Source organism: Paenibacillus sp. FSL W8-0194 (assembly GCF_037969745.1).
GTDB classification, from domain to species: Bacteria; Bacillota; Bacilli; order Paenibacillales; family Paenibacillaceae; genus Paenibacillus_AQ; species Paenibacillus_AQ cookii.
In genome coordinates, this window is record NZ_CP150205.1 from 5,712,564 (window position 1) to 5,729,036 (window position 16,473).

Below are 16,473 nucleotides of genomic sequence, written 5' to 3' on the forward strand. Positions count from 1 at the left end.
CCATTCTTTTTTTGATCCCCTACTCGTCCTCGCCAAACACCGGCTGAATCGTCACCTCGAACGTAAACGACTTTTCGTTGAGCTGGTATTTCTCCATCAGACGCGGTCCGCAGGAGTTGGAGCCGACGCCGCTCATTTTGTAGTCGAGATGCACGATCGTTTCGTCGCGGCGCACCAGCTCGACGTTATGCTGGGCCTTCGTCAGATCCCCGGGCGTATAATGGCTCGCATTGAAGGAAAAGCGGTCAGGCCCCGTAAATCGCAGCCCCATGCCCAGATGGTTGCTTACCACCGCCCATTCGGTATGATAACGGGAGCCGTTTTCCTGTGGCATGATGTAATCGGTATGCATCTGGTCTACGCTCGTATGATATACGTCCCGCTTCACGCTCAGCTTCTTGTCGATGTAGCTCTCATGCGGCCCCAAACCGTAATAGGTTACGGCCTCGTTTCCTTTTGGCATCGTAAGCTGCAGGCCGAACCGCGGCAGGAAATCGACCGTTCCCCCGACCTCGACGTCGGTTCTAAGCGTAATGGAGCCATCCGCGAAAACGGACCATTCAGCCGTACCCCTCAGGATGTTCCGGATCGAATACCCGCCCATGGAATAACTCACTTCGATCGTCACCCGGTCGGAAGCAGGCTGCTGCCAGCTTACGCTGTACATCTTCGTCACGGCCCGGTCCAGCCCGGCGTTCGCCCAGGCATGTTTTTCGTTGCGGTCATTGTCGGTAGGCGCCCGCCATACCTCGAAATGCGCCGGAGCGGCAAGCATGTTGACGCCGTGCTTCGTGATCCCCGTGAAGGTGCCCAGACTCAAGTCGAACGTATGCTTGAAATCGAACCCTTCGATGACGAGCAGCCGTCCCTCTTCAGCGGCGTGAACCGATTTTGCAGGACCCCCAGCGCCGCCTTGCTCCGCACTCGTCATACGCGGTCTGACTTCAAATTGCATGCTTGCAATCCCGTATCCCGCTTCCGCCCAAACCTGATCTTCGTTCAGGACCACGATAAACTCCAGATCGACGGCTGCAGCTATCGAGGCGGGAATATTCAAGTCGACCGTCACCTCCGCGCTTGCATGCGGAGCAAGCTCCGGCACGGCGAGTTCTTCCTGCGCAAGAAGCGTGCCTTCGGCTTTCAAGCGGTAGCGGATCGCAAGCTTGCCCAGCGTGCTGAAATCATAGCGGTTCGTGATGCTGAAACGCCCTTTCGCCGCATCGATCGCTTCGATCTGCACCGGAGCGTAAACCTCCTTCAGTTCCAAAAGCCCGATATTCGGCTTGCGGTCCGGGCTGACCAATCCGTCGAGGCAGAAATTGCCGTCATGCGGTTTCTCGCCGAAATCGCCGCCGTATCCATAAAACGGCCTTCCGTCTTCGGTATAGGTTTGAATGCCGTGGTCCACCCATTCCCAGACGCAGCCGCCCATCAGCTTCGGATAAGCATAAATGATCTCCCAGTAGTCTTTGAGATCGCCCGGGCCGTTGCCCATCGCATGGCTGTACTCGCAGAGAAACATCGGTTTCCGTTTGTCGCCGTCCTTCGCGTAAGCCTCCAAATCGGGAACGGACATATACATGCGGCTTTCCATGTCCAGGCAGCTTTGATCGAATTCTTGCTCCGGATCATGGGCTGCGCTTTCGTAATGTACGAGCCTGGACTGATCGCGGGCATGCGTCCATTCGGCCATCGCGACATGGTTCGGCCCGTAATAGGATTCGTTGCCAAGCGACCAGATGATGACGGAGGCATGGTTTTTGTCCCGCTCCACCATTCGGATTTGGCGATCCAGGAAGGCTTCCTTCCACTCCGGATTTTTCGGGAAGCTTCGGTTGTCTTTCGTGCCGTAATAAAGTGAAAAATCGCCGTGGGACTCCAAATCCGCCTCGTCGATCACGTAAAAGCCGTACTCGTCGCAAAGATCCAGAAAACGCGGATCATTCGGATAGTGGGAGGTGCGGATCGTATTGATGTTATGCAGCTTCATCAGCTTCAAATCCTCGATCATATGCCGGAGCGGTATCGTTTGGCCGAGCTCGGGATGGGAGTCATGGCGGTTGACCCCTTTGAGTTTGATGTCTTGTCCGTTAATACGGAATACCCCGTCTTTGATTTCGATGCGGCTGAAACCGACCTTGAAGCGCAGAACTTCCTCCCCGCTCGAAATAAAAACCTCGTACAAATGCGGATGTTCAGCGTTCCAAAGCATGGGCGAATCCACCGGAAGGTCGAAGGCATGTTTTCCGTCCACGTCTCCGCGCTGATTCAGCAGTTCCCGCCCGCTTGGATCCGTCAGCTGAACGCCAACGGACGCGGCGCCGGTGGTATCCACCTCCACCCTGATCCGTCCCGACTTCAGATCCTCGGCAAGCTCGGTCCGGCAGAACACGTCGCGGACATGGGCTTGATCGCGTGCCAGCAGGTACACGTCCCGGAAAATGCCGGTGTAACGCCACTGATCCTGGTCCTCCAAATACGAGCCGTCGCACCACTTCAGCACCATCACGGCGATTTTATTGCTGCCTTGGCGCACGTACGGAGCGATGTTGAACTCCGCCGGGACGCGGCTGCCCTGGCTGTATCCGACGTATGCGCCGTTAATCCACAAATAAAAGCAAGCGTTTACACCCTCGAACATAATATACGTGTCTTTGCCGGACCATTCCGGACCGATCCGAAAATCCCTGACGTATAATCCGGCGGGATTGTCGTCCGGCACGTAAGGCGGATCATAAGGGAACGGATAATTGACGTTCGTATATTGAAGCTGGTCGTAACCCTGCACCTGCCAGCAGGAAGGAACCAGCAGGTCATCCCAACCCGTTGTATCGTACCGTTCCCCGGTCCAATCGGTGTCGACATCCTTTGCGCGCGGGCGATAATTGAATTTCCAGCTGCCGTTCAGCGTTTGGTACCAGGGCGAGCGCGCCCGTTTGCCGGAACGCGCGCTTTCCGTGTCTCCGTAAGGAATGTAGGAAGCGCGGGCCTCTTCGCGGTTCTCTTGCAATATTTTAGGATTCTCCCAATAAGGTTTTAAGGTCACTTGGATTCCGACTCCTCTCGTAAGCGAACGATGGCCGCATGCACTCTCAAGGGCATCGTCCCCGCTTCAGCGTTATGTTATATTAACATTATAAAAGGGGCGTACCGCTTGATACAGAACGCGATTTTCTTATTTATTCAACGATTTTCACATCATGAAGCTGTCGCCTGAGGGGTGGGAACATGGCAAACAAACTTGGATTTCTGATGCAAACCGACACAGTCTTGAAGCTGCCCGTCTATATGACGGGCGCCGGGCATTGGGATCATCAGGATCCGATCCACAGACCCGGCGGTTATCCCCAATTCCAATGGCTGCACTGCGTATCCGGCCAAGGAGAACTGGCGGTCCGCGGGCAAACCTACCGGGTCAGACCCGGTTCGGGCATGTTTTTGTACCCGGATGAGGAGCATGCCTATTACGGCGTTGAAAAACCTTGGGAAGTGTATTGGATGACCTTCTTGGGGCCGGAGGTGGAAGCGCTGGCACGGCTTGCCGGCATGAACGAGTCCGCGGTCTATCCGGTACACAGGCAGGAGCTGATCCTCAACCACATGAAAAATGCGCTGTCCCTAACGTTTTCCGACAAACCGCTTGCGGGGCTGGAATGCTCAAAGCTTGCCTACATGTTTTTTATCGATCTGATGACGGACATGACCATGCACGCACCCTCCACCGATCAAGGATATTTGCGCCTTCAGCCCGTGTTTGACCACATGGAGGAACATTACGCTCGGGATCTTCCGCTGCAGGAGCTTGCCCTGCAAATCGGGGTGTCCGCCCAGCATTTGTGCCTCCTGTTTCGGAAAATACTGAACAAACGCCCGATGGAATACCTGAACCAGCTTCGCATCCACAAGAGCAAAGAACGCCTGCTGGAATTTCCCGAAGCCCGAATCGGCGAAATCGCAAGGCAGGTCGGATTCACGACGCCGGGGTACTTCAGCACGTTATTCAAACGAACCGAGGGGATGACCCCGGAGGCTTTTCGCAAGCTGAACGGAGTGAGGTGACATATGCTTACAAAAAAAGGACGCGCCCGGGTCCCTATCGCCGCTTAAAGCGACAAAGGAAAATGCCCGTACGCGTCCCTATTCATTTAAGAGGCAGAAACGGCCCGTGACCGATTACAGCACGATCTCCCGTCCACGTTCAGCGGACTCGTAGATGGCGCTCAAAATTTTGATCATGTCGACGCCCTGCTCCGGCGTGAAAATCGGCCGCTCATGGCCGAGCACGCAGTCGATGAAATGCTGAATGTTGGCCGTATGCTGCGGAATCTCGTCCTTAAAATACGGCTGCTGGTTGATCAGCGCTCCTTCGTTCTCCAAGTAGAGGTTCAGCTTGTCGTTGACCAGGCTGAAGCCGCCTTCGGTGCCTCTCCACTCCAAAAATTTTTCCTCTTTTTCGATATTGGACGCCCAGCTGAATTCGATCTGCAGCGACGCTCCGTTATCGAACCGGATGAAACCGGCCGCCAAGTCCTCGACGTCGAACGTGCCTTCCGGCACCTTGCCGGACGCATCCGGACGGTCGGCGAATTTGCGGTACGTCGAGCCCGATACGGTAACCGGCTTCGGATTGCCGCTCAGCCACATCGCGAGGTCGATCATATGTACGCCCAAATCGATCAGCGGCCCGCCTCCCGACAGCGCCTTCGTCGTAAACCAGCCGCCGCGCCCCGGTATGCCCCGGCGCCGGACCCAGCCGCAGCGGCCCATGTACAGTTCGCCCAGCTGGCCTTTTTCAACCAGCCTTTTAACGTACTGCGCCTCCTGCGAAAAACGGTTGTTGCGCATCACCATCAGCAGCTTGCCGGTTTCCCGGGCCGCATCGGCCATTTTTTGCGCTTCGACCGGATTGACCGCATCCGGCTTTTCGCAAAACACATGCTTGTCCTGCCGCAAGGCGGCGACGGCGATTTCCGAATGGAACACGTTCGGCGTGCTGATGCCGATGATGTCGATCGACGGGTCCGCCAGCACTTCGCTGAAATGGTCGTACACCTTCGCTCCCGGAAAGTTGGCGGCCAACGCCTCCGCGGAAGCGCGCAATGCGTCGCAAAAGGCGACGATCTCCACCTCGGGCCGGGAAAGCCAGCCCGGCAAATGGGCCGATTTAAACATGCTTCCTGTCCCGATAATGCCTACCTTTAATGTCATTCAAGTCTCTCTCCTTCATAAGTTCTACGGCTATGCCGGAGCCTGCATAGACCCCCCGAAAATAAATAGAACTGCTCCTGACGCGACAAAAGCGAATGCCCCGCATTTTTTTTAAAATAACACATCTTCCCCCATTATTCACCAACGAAAAATTCAGCAAACCAAACCGAAAAAGGAGCATGGGACTGTACTCCCCATGCTCCTTCCCAGCCGGTCGGATGTTACGATCGATATGGTTGCCGCACTTTAGTTTTTCAAGAAATCCGGTTGTGCGAAGCTGGGATTCGGATATTTGTAGAAGCCTTCTCCCGTCGCTCTTCCCAGCTTCCCTTTGTCGATATATTCCGATTTCAGCAGGTCGGCTATTCTTTGGAACTCTTCGTCCCCTGTCGCTTCCGCTTTCGCGCGCCCGATATTGTATGCGGTGTTGATGCCCACCACGTCCAAAATCGCAAACGGTCCCATCGGCGCTCCCGTTGCCACCATCCAGGTTTTGTCAATCGTTTCGACGTCGGCCACTTCCTTGATCAACAGGCGCTGAGCCGCATCCAGCAGGGGAACAAGCAAAGAGTTCAAAATATACCCCGGCTGTTCTTTATGCAAAGGCAGCGCAACCATGCCAATCGCTTTCGCGAATTCGACCACGTCCTGGAACACGCCCATGTCCGTTCCCGGATGTTTCATGATTTCCGCCGTATTGTTTTTCCAAATCTCGTTGGCGAAATGCAGCGCCAAAAATTTCTCCGGACGGCCCGTAGCTTCAGCGAATTGGCTTGGCAGCAGGGTGGAGGAGTTGGTCGCAAAAATCGTTTTTTCCGGGGCTGCCTTTCCGAGATTCGCATAAAAATCGGTTTTGATCGAAACGACTTCCGGAATGGCCTCAATCACCAGATCGGCATCCGCCACCGCTTGCGGCAAATCGCTGCTGAACGACATCCGGCCGTATGCCGCCTCAACCTCTTCCTGCGTTGCTCCCAGATCCGCCTGATAATGCGGCTTCAGCTGCGAGATTCTCTCTTTAGCGCGTTCCAATGCTTCATCATTGATATCATATACCGTCACCTGAAATCCCTTAAAAGCGGTTTGGTACGCGATTTGGCTGCCTAAAACGCCGCTTCCGGCAACCGTGATGTTTTTATAGTTCATGATCGGTTCCTCCCAAGTCATAAGTCTGTTGATTCATGCGGAGACGGGGCAATCCAGGTCACCCTTCCGCTTGGAGTTCGTCCTCCCGGCGGAGTTTCTCGAATCCCCCCCGCAGCTTGGCCAATCCTTGAAGCAGCGAGTCGATGTCGCTTTCCCCGAATTCCGACACGAGCTGGTTCATTAAGGAAAGAAACAATGGCGTCATTTCCTTTACCTTGCTTAAACCGGCCTCCGTAATGGAAATGACCATGCCGCGCCGGTCACGGTCGTCCAGCTCGCGCGCAACATGTCCGCCCTTTTCGAGGGCGTCGATCATGGAGCTTACCGCTGCCCGGGTTACCTTCAAATGGTCGGCCAACGCCGAAGGATTGGACCGGCCGTCCGGCTGATAACGGAGCACGCAGAGCAGCATGTATTGCCCGTAGGAGATGCCGAATTCCCGGGCGCGGCGCTCCAGGTCCTTCTGTATTTCGGTGGTGAGGAAAAACAGGTTGGCCAACACCCTCCCCGTTTTGTATTCCGTTTCCGAAACATTCAATTTGCCCGAGTATCGTTCGATCGCATGCAAGAAATGAAACATCTGGTCCCCCCACGTATATAGTTCACTTTTTAATAATAAACCAGTTAACTAATTTTGGTCAACGTGAAGGGAACATATCCCTTTAATGAACCACGGCCGGATATGTTCCTTTTAAACCTTTCGCTATCCTCGAGTCTGCAAGCCGTTTTGCCGCGACGGCACAACCGATTATTCGTTTCCGCCGCGGTCCACCATTTGCTGCTGCGCCAGCCGGATCATTTCGCGCACCATCGAACCGCCGATTTTGCCGCCGATCTGGCCCGCCGATTCCGTGGTTAAATTGCCGTTGTTGCCCGGCTCAAGCGGAACGCCGAGATCCTTCGCCACTTCGTATTTCACGTCGTCCGGACGGCTGGGATCCACGTTGTAGCCCTCGCGCCGCATCACTTCCGCTTTAAACGCCTGCATGCCGCGCTCGGCTCCCGGGACCGCGTATCTTCTGTTTCTTCTGGACATTGCACTCACTCCTATACTCATGTTTTTAACTAAGTTGCCCGAAACATGGAGCCGCCATCCTTGCTAGTTTCTGGCCTGGCGATCCGGATCGGGAACGAACATGAAAAAAAGGATGTCCCCAAAAGTCGCAAACGACTTTTAGGGGACATCCTTTGTTGTTTTCACCCGTTTAGGCTTGCGGCTTGTTAGCCGCCCATAATGACTCGAGGTCTTCCAGGGATTTTTCCTTCGTCTCCGGAACGACGCGCCAGCTGAACACGACGGTAACCAGCGACATGATGCCGAAAATCCAAAACGTCATCGCCGGACCCGCCGAGGACAGCATCGGAGGGAAGGCCTGCGATACTACGTAGTCGGCCGCCCACAAGGCCATCGACGAAATCGAGGTGGCAATGCCGCGCACGCGGTTCGGGAAAATTTCCGAAATGACGACCCATACGACCGGTCCAAGGGACACGGCGAAGGCAGCCACGTAGATCAAAATGAAAATAAGCACGAGCGGTCCGGACGTATGCCCCGTTTGGAAAGCTATGCCGATCACGGCCAAGCAAATCGTCATGGCGGCCGAACCTACGAGGAGCAGCGCCTTGCGTCCGACTTTGTCGATCAGCCAGATGGCCAAAATCGTGAACAGCAAGTTGATCAAGCCGACCAAAATGGTCTGGATCAGCGCCGCATTCGTGCCCGCTCCGGTCTCTTTAAAAATTTCCGGCGCGTAATACATCACCGCATTGATCCCGGTAATCTGCTGCAGGATCGCAAGACCCACGCCGACGATCAAGGCCATGCGCAAGCCGGGCCCGAACAGCTGCCGGAACGATCCTTTTTCCTGCTTGAACGATTCTTTAATATCAAGCACTTCCTGCTTCGCCAGCTCTTCGCCGTGGATGCGCAGCAGGATCGGAAGAGACTCGGCCGCCCGTCCCTGCTTGATCAGCCATCTTGGGCTTTCAGGCACCAAAAACAGCAGGACCAGGAACAATACGCCGGGAACGACGCCGGCTCCGAACATCCAGCGCCATGCGGAGGATACGTCCCAAGCATCGTCGCCCAAACTTGAAATCCACAGATTGACGAAATACACGAGCGAAATGCCCGTGACGGTGGCCAGCTGGTTCAATGCAACAAGCCGTCCGCGGTATTTGGCAGGAGCGATTTCCGCATTGTACAGCGGGCATAACGTGGAAGTAATCCCGATCCCGATGCCCCCGATCATCCGGGCGACGATAAAACCGCTGAACGTGCTCGGAATCGCCGAGCCGACGGAACCGATGATAAAAAGAATGGCCGCCGTAATCAGTATTTTTTTGCGTCCGAATTTCTCGCTGAGCACCCCGGTGCTCAAAGCGCCGACGATACAACCGATGATCAAGCTGGAAACGGCCCAGCCGACCTGGAATTCACTTAAATCGAAACGTATTTGCATAAAGCCGACCGCACCCGAAACGACCGCGGTGTCAAACCCGAACAACAAACCGCCGAGAGCGGCGACGATCGAGACCAACGTGACGAACTTCATGCTGATTTGCTGTTGATCGCTTACTTGCTGTATGTTTGAGCTCATCATCCGATGTCTCCTTCTATGATGTAATAGGATTAACGAAAACTGCTGTTTCCATACTGCAGAATTCTTTAATCCCATTGTAACACCGGGGACTCTGCACTTATTTGCGTTATGGCAGCATAAAATTGCCCGGGGTCCCGTTCCGCTTCCGCAGGACTAGCATTATTTTTCCCGGCCACAACAAAAAAGTCCATGCCATGCGGCATGAACTTTATCAGGATTGAAGATGCACCCGGTATTCCGAGGGGGACACCCCCGTCACTTTTTTGAATACGCGGCTGAAATAATTCGGATCTTTATAACCGACCGCGTAACAGACCTCCTTCAGGCTCAGCTCCCCGTTTTTCATCAAGTCCTTGGCCTTGTCGATGCGGAGCCTCGTCACATAGTCGATAAAGGTTTCGCCGGTCTGCTGTTTGAAAACTTTGCTGAAGTAATAAGGATTCAGATGAACATGCTCCGCCGCATCCTCCAGCGACAGCTCCTCCTGGAATCTATCGCGTATGTACGCCAGCGCCTTGTCCAGCATATTCGTCGTGTTTTGCTCCCGTTCTTCCCGGATCTGCCTGATCGCCAGCTGGACGTAGGTGCTTTCTTCGCCAGGTCCCTTCCCGTAGGGACCCTCCGCTCCTGCTCCGTCAGCGGCCTTCAGATCCTCGAAACGATAGAGGCTTCCCCATTTGTCCTCGAACTTGGAGGCAAACACGGCCTCATAATAGGACCGCCTGATCCCTGCTGCCTCGCTCTGCACGGAACCGATGCCGACGGAAATGGTGATCCCGCACTGGTTGGCAAGCGATTCGGCCAGCTTTGCGCCTAATTGCGCGGCGCCTTCCCGTAACGCTTCAGCGCCGGCCTGCGGACCGGCAAGCAGAAATACGGCCATATGGCTGTGGACCATGGAGCTGACGACGGCACCGCAGCGGTCTTTGGCAATGTCATGCGTAAGCGTTTTGACCGTGTCGTACACCTTTTTCTTCTGGTCGCCGATCTCCGGAAAGGCAAGCACGATGGCACAGCCCTTGCCCGCTGGCAGTTTCAATATGTCGGCCAGCTGCGAAACCTCGGTCTCGTTGACTTGATCGGACATAAAATGGAGCGCCAATTCCGTTTCCGCAAGCGGCAGCAGCTGAAAGAACTTGTCCCGGACCGCCAGCTGCTCGTTGCGTTCCCGCCGGTCCTCCGCGATCTCATCCACCATCCGCTTCAGGACGGCGGCAATTTGTTCTCGCTTGGCGGGTTTCACCAAATACTCGTGCACCCCAAGGGATAAGGCCTGCTTCGCATAATCGAAATATTCATAGGCGGTGATCAGGATCATTTTGACGCCGGGATTGTGGGCCTTGATTTCCTTCAGCGCCTCAAGCCCTTGAATGCCGGGCATTCTGACGTCCATCATTACGATATGGGGATGGAATTCAGCCGCTTTCTGAATCGCCGTCCTTCCATTTTCCGCATGCATGATTTGAAACGTGTCCGGCAGCATCCGGTTCACGATCCATTCGATTCCTTCCCTCTCCAGAGCTTCATCATCCGCGATCAACAGGCGATACATGGTTTTCCTCCTTTCCCCGGACAGGTATCCTCAGAATGACCGTCGTCCCTGCTCCCGGCGCGCTTTCGATGCGGACCAGATCCTTTCTGTCGTAAAAAAGCTCCAGCCGTTTGAACACGTTGCGCGTGCCAAGGCCGGTGGAATGGCCGCCTTTGCCGTCCGCATTTTTCGGGGACGCCTCGTCGTAATTAAGCAGCGAATCTCGAATCTCTTCGCTCATTCCGGCCCCGTTATCCGATATCGACACCCATGTTTCGTCCGGCTTGCACTGCACCGCCAGTTTGATGACGGCTCCTTCCTCCATGCCCTCGATGGCATGCACAAACACGTTTTCGAGGATCGGCTGCAGCGTCAGCACGGGCACCAAAACGTCCAAACCCGCCTCTTCGATCTCGGTTTCGAACCGGATCCGTTCCCGGAAACGGGCCTGCTGGATGATGAAATACTCCCTGGCATGCTCCACTTCATCCCGCAAAGGCACCGGACGGTCCAGCTGACGGAGGTTGTAGCGGAGCAGATTGGACAAGGAGACCGTCAGATCGCTCGTTTTTTCGGCTCCTTCGATCAAAGCCAGCTTCGATAGCACGTTTAAGGAGTTGAACAAAAAATGGGGGTTGATCTGATTTTGCAGCACCGCAAGCTCCAGCTCCTTGACGAGCCGGTCCTTCGCAAGGCCTTCCTTTTCCTTTTGAATAAGCAGCTTCAAATTTTCCTGCATCTGCCGAAACGCTTCGGATAACGTCCGGAACTCGTCGTGGACCCCTATCGGAGGCCGGGTCGCTTCCAGATTGCCCTCTGAAATTTGCTCCGCCGTCCGGACGAGCCCCTGAATCGGTTTCGTGATCCGCAGCGAAATCCAATAAGCAAACACGAGACTGATCACGGTATTCGCCGCAAACACGGCTATCCCCCAATGATTCATGACATCGGTTTGCACGAGAATTTTCCGGTAAAACGGCTGATAATAGCTGAGCTCCTGATCGATCAATTGATAGGCCTCTTCCCGGATGAACCCGGCCGTCGTCTCCGCGTCGGCGTAGGAGGACGCATAGGCAAGCGGCGTACGGCTGTTTAACGCGTCCATCACGCTATTTTCCTGCGATATAAACGTTCCCAGCATATGGCGGTAACTCCGGACGGCAAGCTCGACCGAAGCCACCGGCTGCTGCGCCGACAGGCTTGTCTGCAGCGCTTTCAGCTCGGCTCTTTGGTTTTCGAATTCCTTCAGGCTGCCGGGGCTGCGGTCCATGATATGGACGTTGATCGCCCGCAGGTTCTCGCGGGTCTTCTCGTCGATTTGTTTATATAATAATACCCGGTCGAGCATCATATTATAGCTTTGCTGCACGGTGCGACCGCTCTGGAATACGAAAAAGGACACCGCATTGTTCAAGATAAACAGCAGCGGGATAACGATGAACAACATTCGGCGCATATTCACGGCGTAGTCCCTCCCGTTTGCCCATGCTCCCGAACGAGAACGCTCGTCGAAATAAAATGCTGCGACGGCAGCTTTTCCCCCCGAAACCATCGATCGAGCAGACGGATGGCTTGGGCGCCGATTTCCCGCGGCTCCTGCACGATCGAAGCTGCAATGTCTCCTGCCGCGATGCCTTTGCGGGTTGCCTCCAAATCGTCAAAACCGTATACACGCACGTCTTCCCTGCCCGCTGCCTTCATGCCTTCGAGAATGCCTCCGGCATCAAGCGCGCTGAATCCGACGATGGTGCCGATCTCTGGATGCTGACGCAGCATGGCCTCTGCCTGTTTGGCCGCGCCGATCCGCGAGATGTTCGACGAACGGACATCGACGACTTGATAACCGGGTATTCCTGAGACATATGCCCGGAATCCTTCCAGCCGCTGCCTCTGGTTGTCCGCAAACTCGCTACCGATGATGACGCCGATGCGTCCGCCGCCTTGGGCGCTTCCGACCACGAGCTCTCCCATCCGCTCTCCCGCCTTGCGGTTGTCCGTGCCGACGTAAGCCAGACGCCGGCTTCCCGGCTCGTCCGCATCGACCGTCAGCACCGGGATTCCCTGCCCGATGGCTTTGGCGATGAGCCGGTCGTAATCGGCACTGCCGAGCCCTTGAACCAATATGCCGTCCGGTTTGGCGGCAATCGCTTTTTCCAGAAGCCTGGATTGCTCCGAAGGGTCGATCCGAATCGGTCCCGTGTAGTCGATTTTCATCCCGAGCCGCTCGGCCGCTTGATCCGCTCCCTGCTTCATTTCCCGCCAGAACGGATTATCGAACTCCTGCGCGATCAGAACGATATGCTTTGCGGGCGGAGCCGCCGCTTTGCCGGGTTCCATGCGATGGATCAAATCATCCACCATCGTCGTCGAAGCGAAAAAGCGAATCAGGACATACCCAAAAACCAAAGCCACCACGACCAGTCCGAGGGACCACTTCCTGTTTGACATGTTCTCCCTTCTTTCAGCGCAAGCGTTTCTATCGATCATTTTGCCCATTCCAATAGTATATCATCATGCGCCAGGCCGGGTGATGTCCCCGGACGAAAATCAGGTCGGAATCGTAATGAGGAACGTCGTGCCTTTGCCCTTCTCGCTTTCTACCTCGATGAATCCCTTCAATTTGTCGACGGTGCTGTAAACCATCAGCATGCCCAGGCCCGTCCCTTCCTCCTTGGTGGAATAATACGGCTTGCCGAGCCGGGAGATTTCTTCCTTGGTCATGCCGACGCCGGTGTCCTCGATGCGGATGACGATATTTTGCTTTTTCTCCGAAATGTCGATGAACAGCGTTCCTCCGCCCTTTTCCTTCATCGCTTCGATCCCGTTTTTGTACAGGTTGATGAGGCACTGCTGGACCTGGTTCCGGTCGTAATGTTTTTTCAGCGAATTGTTGAATCGGAACGCCACTTCAACCTTGTGGATGGACGCGTAAGGCATGATGACGCTTTTCGTGTATTCCAGCTCCTCGCTCATGTCGGAATAGACCATGTTATCGGATTGCGGCTTGGCAAACGAAAGATAGTCGCTGACGATTTTTTCGGCGCGCCGCAGCTCCTGCAGGGACAATTCCACATATTCCTTTTCCTCCGGCCCGATCGCCTTCGACTTGCTTAACAGCTGGAGAAATCCGCTGGTAACCGTCAAGGGGTTGCGGATTTCATGGGATACGCTGGCCGCAAGCTCGCTGACGACGTTCAGCCTCTCCGAATGCATGATCCGGTCGCGGTTTTTGATGTTGGCAATGATCTTTTCGATGAGCACCATCAGAATTCCCATAAACACCACATACGTCGTTAAAGTGTTAAGGGCGAGCATCCCAAAGTGACTGTTTAATGCCCCCGTGGCAAAACTTAAAGTACACAGGTAAAAACCGATCGTCAAAAAAGAGGCGGCCATCGCCCAAAGAATGCGCCTCCTGGAGCTTAGCTTCATAAATTTGGCGCTGTAATACGGCACGATGACCATAATCGTCGTCGAAAAAAGAAAAGACTGCATCGTCCCTTCCCCGCCCACGTAAAACCGATACAGGTTCAAAATGATATATAAAAGGAAAACGCTCCGATATCCTCCATACAACGCAACCACCAGAAACGGAATGTATCTTAAATCCACGATAAACCCAATGCTGAGCTGAATCGGCATCGAAATGCAGAGAATCATCGACGCGGCCGACAACAAAACGAGGATTTTCCCATGGTAATCGGATGGACGGTTCTCGAAAAAAACGAGAAAAACGATGACCGGAACCAACAAAAACAGGAAATTTAAAAGCAACGTTTCAAACAAAGGTTAACTTCCTTTCGGCCCTTATGCTGCATGACATACACTGTTAGATTAAATTGAATGATTACTATAAGACATTACGCCAAATCGATGTTATAAGTAAAGTCAAAAATGCCAATGCATGTCCCCCCTTATTTTGGAAAATAAATCGCAAACAAAAACCGCCCCTTGTTGGAGCGGTCTGTCGATGATTTCATAGCTTCGATGTCACATAAGTCTCAAATTATTTCCTTCGCATCATTCTTGGGCAAGTCCGGTTTTATACGCATTCTCATGGACCAGGCCACGAATGAACGCCTCGAAGTTCGGGGCCAGCTTGATCGCCTTATGGTTCCGTTCCTTATCGACGTACACCACTTCAGGCTCGCCGTCGTTGCCCGACGGGCGGTAGTCCAGCATGACGACTCCGGATCCGGAAGGACAAGGGCAGATCACGACGCCAAATTCCGGATACCCTTCGGTTTCAATGATATGCCGGCTCCCTTCGGGGCCGCACAGCGAATATCTTTTCTCCCTGCCGATGCCCATAATGCCGGAAATCGTAATGTGATCCGGGTCTCCCGCTTCGGTTCCGCGGACGGGGAAACATCTGCTGCGCGGAATTCCCCCGTTATGCTGCTTCATCATCTCAACGTAGGAGGCAGGCAGCTTGAATACCAGCGATTCCTCCACGGAAGCGATCAAATCGTCCGCAGGCGGACCGGATATGTAGTGTTCCGCGCCTTCCGCGCCGTCGTCCCAGAAACCGGCCTGATCGGGATCCGCATCGGTTGCGGGAGCGGCGGCAACGACCGGCTCCGCCTTGGACTCCGCCGGAACGGGCTCACCGGCCAATTCCTCGACGGGTTCCGATTCCGCCAGTTTCTGCCGAATGGAGTCCAGGAACTCCAGCGTATCCTCATCGCCGGGATCCAGCTTGTCCGCGGCTTCAAACGCCTGCAAAGCCTCCTCGTAACGGTCCAAATAATAATAAGCGAGCCCGATGCGGTAATGCCAAAGCGAATCGTCTTGTCCTTCTTCGGCTACGGTCAGAAACTGCTCGACCGCCTCCTCGTAACGCTCCAGATTATTCATTGCCCTCCCCAGATGGCTGACCAGCTCGTAATCCCGCTCTTCCTCCGGAATGTCCGCGATCGCATCCACAATTTGCTCGAATTCATCTTCTTCATGCCATGTTTCCAGCTGTTCCAAAAGATCTTCACGCATATTTTTTTGCCTCCCACCAAAAGCCTTTTTCAAATTATACCATTCGAGGGATGGCGTCTCCAGCATGGGAGGAAAAGCATAAATCAAGGGGGCTCAAAATAGGCCATCCGTTGCAAAGGATTTTAGAAAAGACTAGAGAATCTTATATGCAGCAGCAAGACTTGCCAATCATTTTCCAGTTTATGGCTTAGTTCCATTTCCCGCCTGCCGTTACAATACATCCTGAAGGAGATGATGTCGATGAAAGCTTATAAGTGGAAATGGTTTGCTTTATTTATCGTTCTCTTTGTCGTTTACGGCTTGGGTTGGAGGGGGGATCAGGCCGAGGCGGCATCCGTCCTTACGCTTGGCAGCGAAAACCGCGAGGTCCGGGATGTGCAGTATCGGCTCAAAACTCTGGGCCTTTATGACGGAGCGCTTGATGGTACATACGGCCCGGGCACGGCGTCCAGCGTCATGACATTTCAAAAGAAGTACGGGGTTCATCCGGACGGGACCGTGGGACCCGCCACATGGAGAAAACTTAAAAAATACACGCTCAGCGAAAGCGAAATGGAAATCATGGCCAAAATCATCTACAGCGAAGCCCGGGGTGAATCCTATAAAGGGCAGGTTGCCGTCGGAGCCGTCGTGATGAACCGAATCCAATCGGACGAGTTTCCGAATACCATCCAAGGCGTCGTCTTCCAAAAAAATGCTTTTACGGCCGTCAGCGACGGGCAATACGGGATGAAGCCGAACCGGACGGCTTACCGTGCAGCCCTGGATGCCGTTCGCGGATGGGACCCGACCCGCAACTCGCATTACTACTATAATCCGAAGACGGCAACCGACAAATGGATCCGGACGCGCACCCCCACCCTGAAAATCGGCCGCCATCTGTTTGCGAATTAATCGGATTGCATGCCTGGGGGCATCCCCCAGGCTTCCGACCGCGCGGACGATCGCTGGAGGCATGGGAGCCGCCCGGCGCCCCGCCGAAATTATAAAAAAGCA

General features: G+C 54.5%; 13 protein-coding genes. 2 read left to right on the forward strand and 11 right to left on the reverse strand.

Annotation, left to right across the window (positions count from 1 at the left end; translation table 11 throughout):
* Positions 1–19: 19 nt before the first annotated feature.
* On the reverse strand, positions 20–3,046 hold the full coding sequence (locus MKY58_RS26375) for a glycoside hydrolase family 2 TIM barrel-domain containing protein (RefSeq protein WP_339322707.1): 3,027 nt from the start codon (positions 3,044–3,046) through the stop codon (positions 20–22).
* 182 nt (positions 3,047–3,228) lie between these two features.
* Between MKY58_RS26375 and MKY58_RS26380 the strand changes: the two genes are divergently transcribed.
* Positions 3,229–4,059, forward strand: a complete 831-nt coding sequence (locus MKY58_RS26380) for an AraC family transcriptional regulator (RefSeq protein WP_339322708.1) — start codon at positions 3,229–3,231, stop codon at positions 4,057–4,059.
* Positions 4,060–4,173: 114 nt separating this feature from the next.
* On the opposite strand, the gene MKY58_RS26385 is transcribed toward MKY58_RS26380, so the two are convergent.
* The 10 genes from MKY58_RS26385 to MKY58_RS26430 form a co-directional block, all read right to left on the reverse strand.
* A complete protein-coding gene (locus MKY58_RS26385; protein WP_339322709.1) occupies positions 4,174–5,208 on the reverse strand; it encodes a Gfo/Idh/MocA family oxidoreductase in 1,035 nt (344 codons plus the stop codon).
* A 246-nt stretch (positions 5,209–5,454) separates the two neighbouring features.
* Entirely contained in the window at positions 5,455–6,354 is a 900-nt protein-coding gene (locus MKY58_RS26390) for a 3-hydroxyacyl-CoA dehydrogenase (protein ID WP_339322710.1), read from the reverse strand.
* A 58-nt stretch (positions 6,355–6,412) separates the two neighbouring features.
* On the reverse strand, positions 6,413–6,934 hold the full coding sequence (locus MKY58_RS26395; protein ID WP_339322711.1) for a MarR family transcriptional regulator: 522 nt from the start codon (positions 6,932–6,934) through the stop codon (positions 6,413–6,415).
* A 168-nt stretch (positions 6,935–7,102) separates the two neighbouring features.
* On the reverse strand, positions 7,103–7,390 hold the full coding sequence (locus MKY58_RS26400; RefSeq protein WP_212951500.1) for an alpha/beta-type small acid-soluble spore protein: 288 nt from the start codon (positions 7,388–7,390) through the stop codon (positions 7,103–7,105).
* Positions 7,391–7,559: 169 nt separating this feature from the next.
* Positions 7,560–8,954 carry a sugar porter family MFS transporter gene (locus MKY58_RS26405; RefSeq protein ID WP_339322712.1) on the reverse strand — a complete coding sequence of 465 codons (1,395 nt, stop codon included), beginning with the start codon at positions 8,952–8,954 and terminating at the stop codon, positions 7,560–7,562.
* A gap of 214 nt (positions 8,955–9,168) precedes the next feature.
* Positions 9,169–10,509, reverse strand: a complete 1,341-nt coding sequence (locus tag MKY58_RS26410) for an AraC family transcriptional regulator (protein WP_339322713.1) — start codon at positions 10,507–10,509, stop codon at positions 9,169–9,171.
* Positions 10,484–11,944: a sensor histidine kinase gene (locus MKY58_RS26415; protein WP_339325251.1), complete on the reverse strand. Its 1,461-nt coding sequence runs from the start codon at positions 11,942–11,944 to the stop codon at positions 10,484–10,486. Before MKY58_RS26415 ends, MKY58_RS26410 begins: the two co-directional genes overlap by 26 nt.
* A 2-nt stretch (positions 11,945–11,946) precedes the next feature.
* On the reverse strand, positions 11,947–12,936 hold the full coding sequence (locus MKY58_RS26420) for a substrate-binding domain-containing protein (RefSeq protein WP_339322714.1): 990 nt from the start codon (positions 12,934–12,936) through the stop codon (positions 11,947–11,949).
* A gap of 99 nt (positions 12,937–13,035) precedes the next feature.
* Entirely contained in the window at positions 13,036–14,274 is a 1,239-nt protein-coding gene (locus MKY58_RS26425) for an ATP-binding protein (protein ID WP_339322715.1), read from the reverse strand.
* Positions 14,275–14,508: 234 nt separating this feature from the next.
* The gene (locus MKY58_RS26430; protein WP_339322716.1) at positions 14,509–15,477 is read right to left on the reverse strand and encodes an SMI1/KNR4 family protein; all 969 of its coding nucleotides are present in this window, start codon (positions 15,475–15,477) and stop codon (positions 14,509–14,511) included.
* Positions 15,478–15,717: 240 nt separating this feature from the next.
* Between MKY58_RS26430 and MKY58_RS26435 the strand changes: the two genes are divergently transcribed.
* Positions 15,718–16,371, forward strand: coding sequence for a cell wall hydrolase (locus MKY58_RS26435; RefSeq protein ID WP_339322717.1), 654 nt, complete (start codon positions 15,718–15,720; stop codon positions 16,369–16,371).
* The last annotated feature ends 102 nt before the right edge of the window (positions 16,372–16,473 follow it).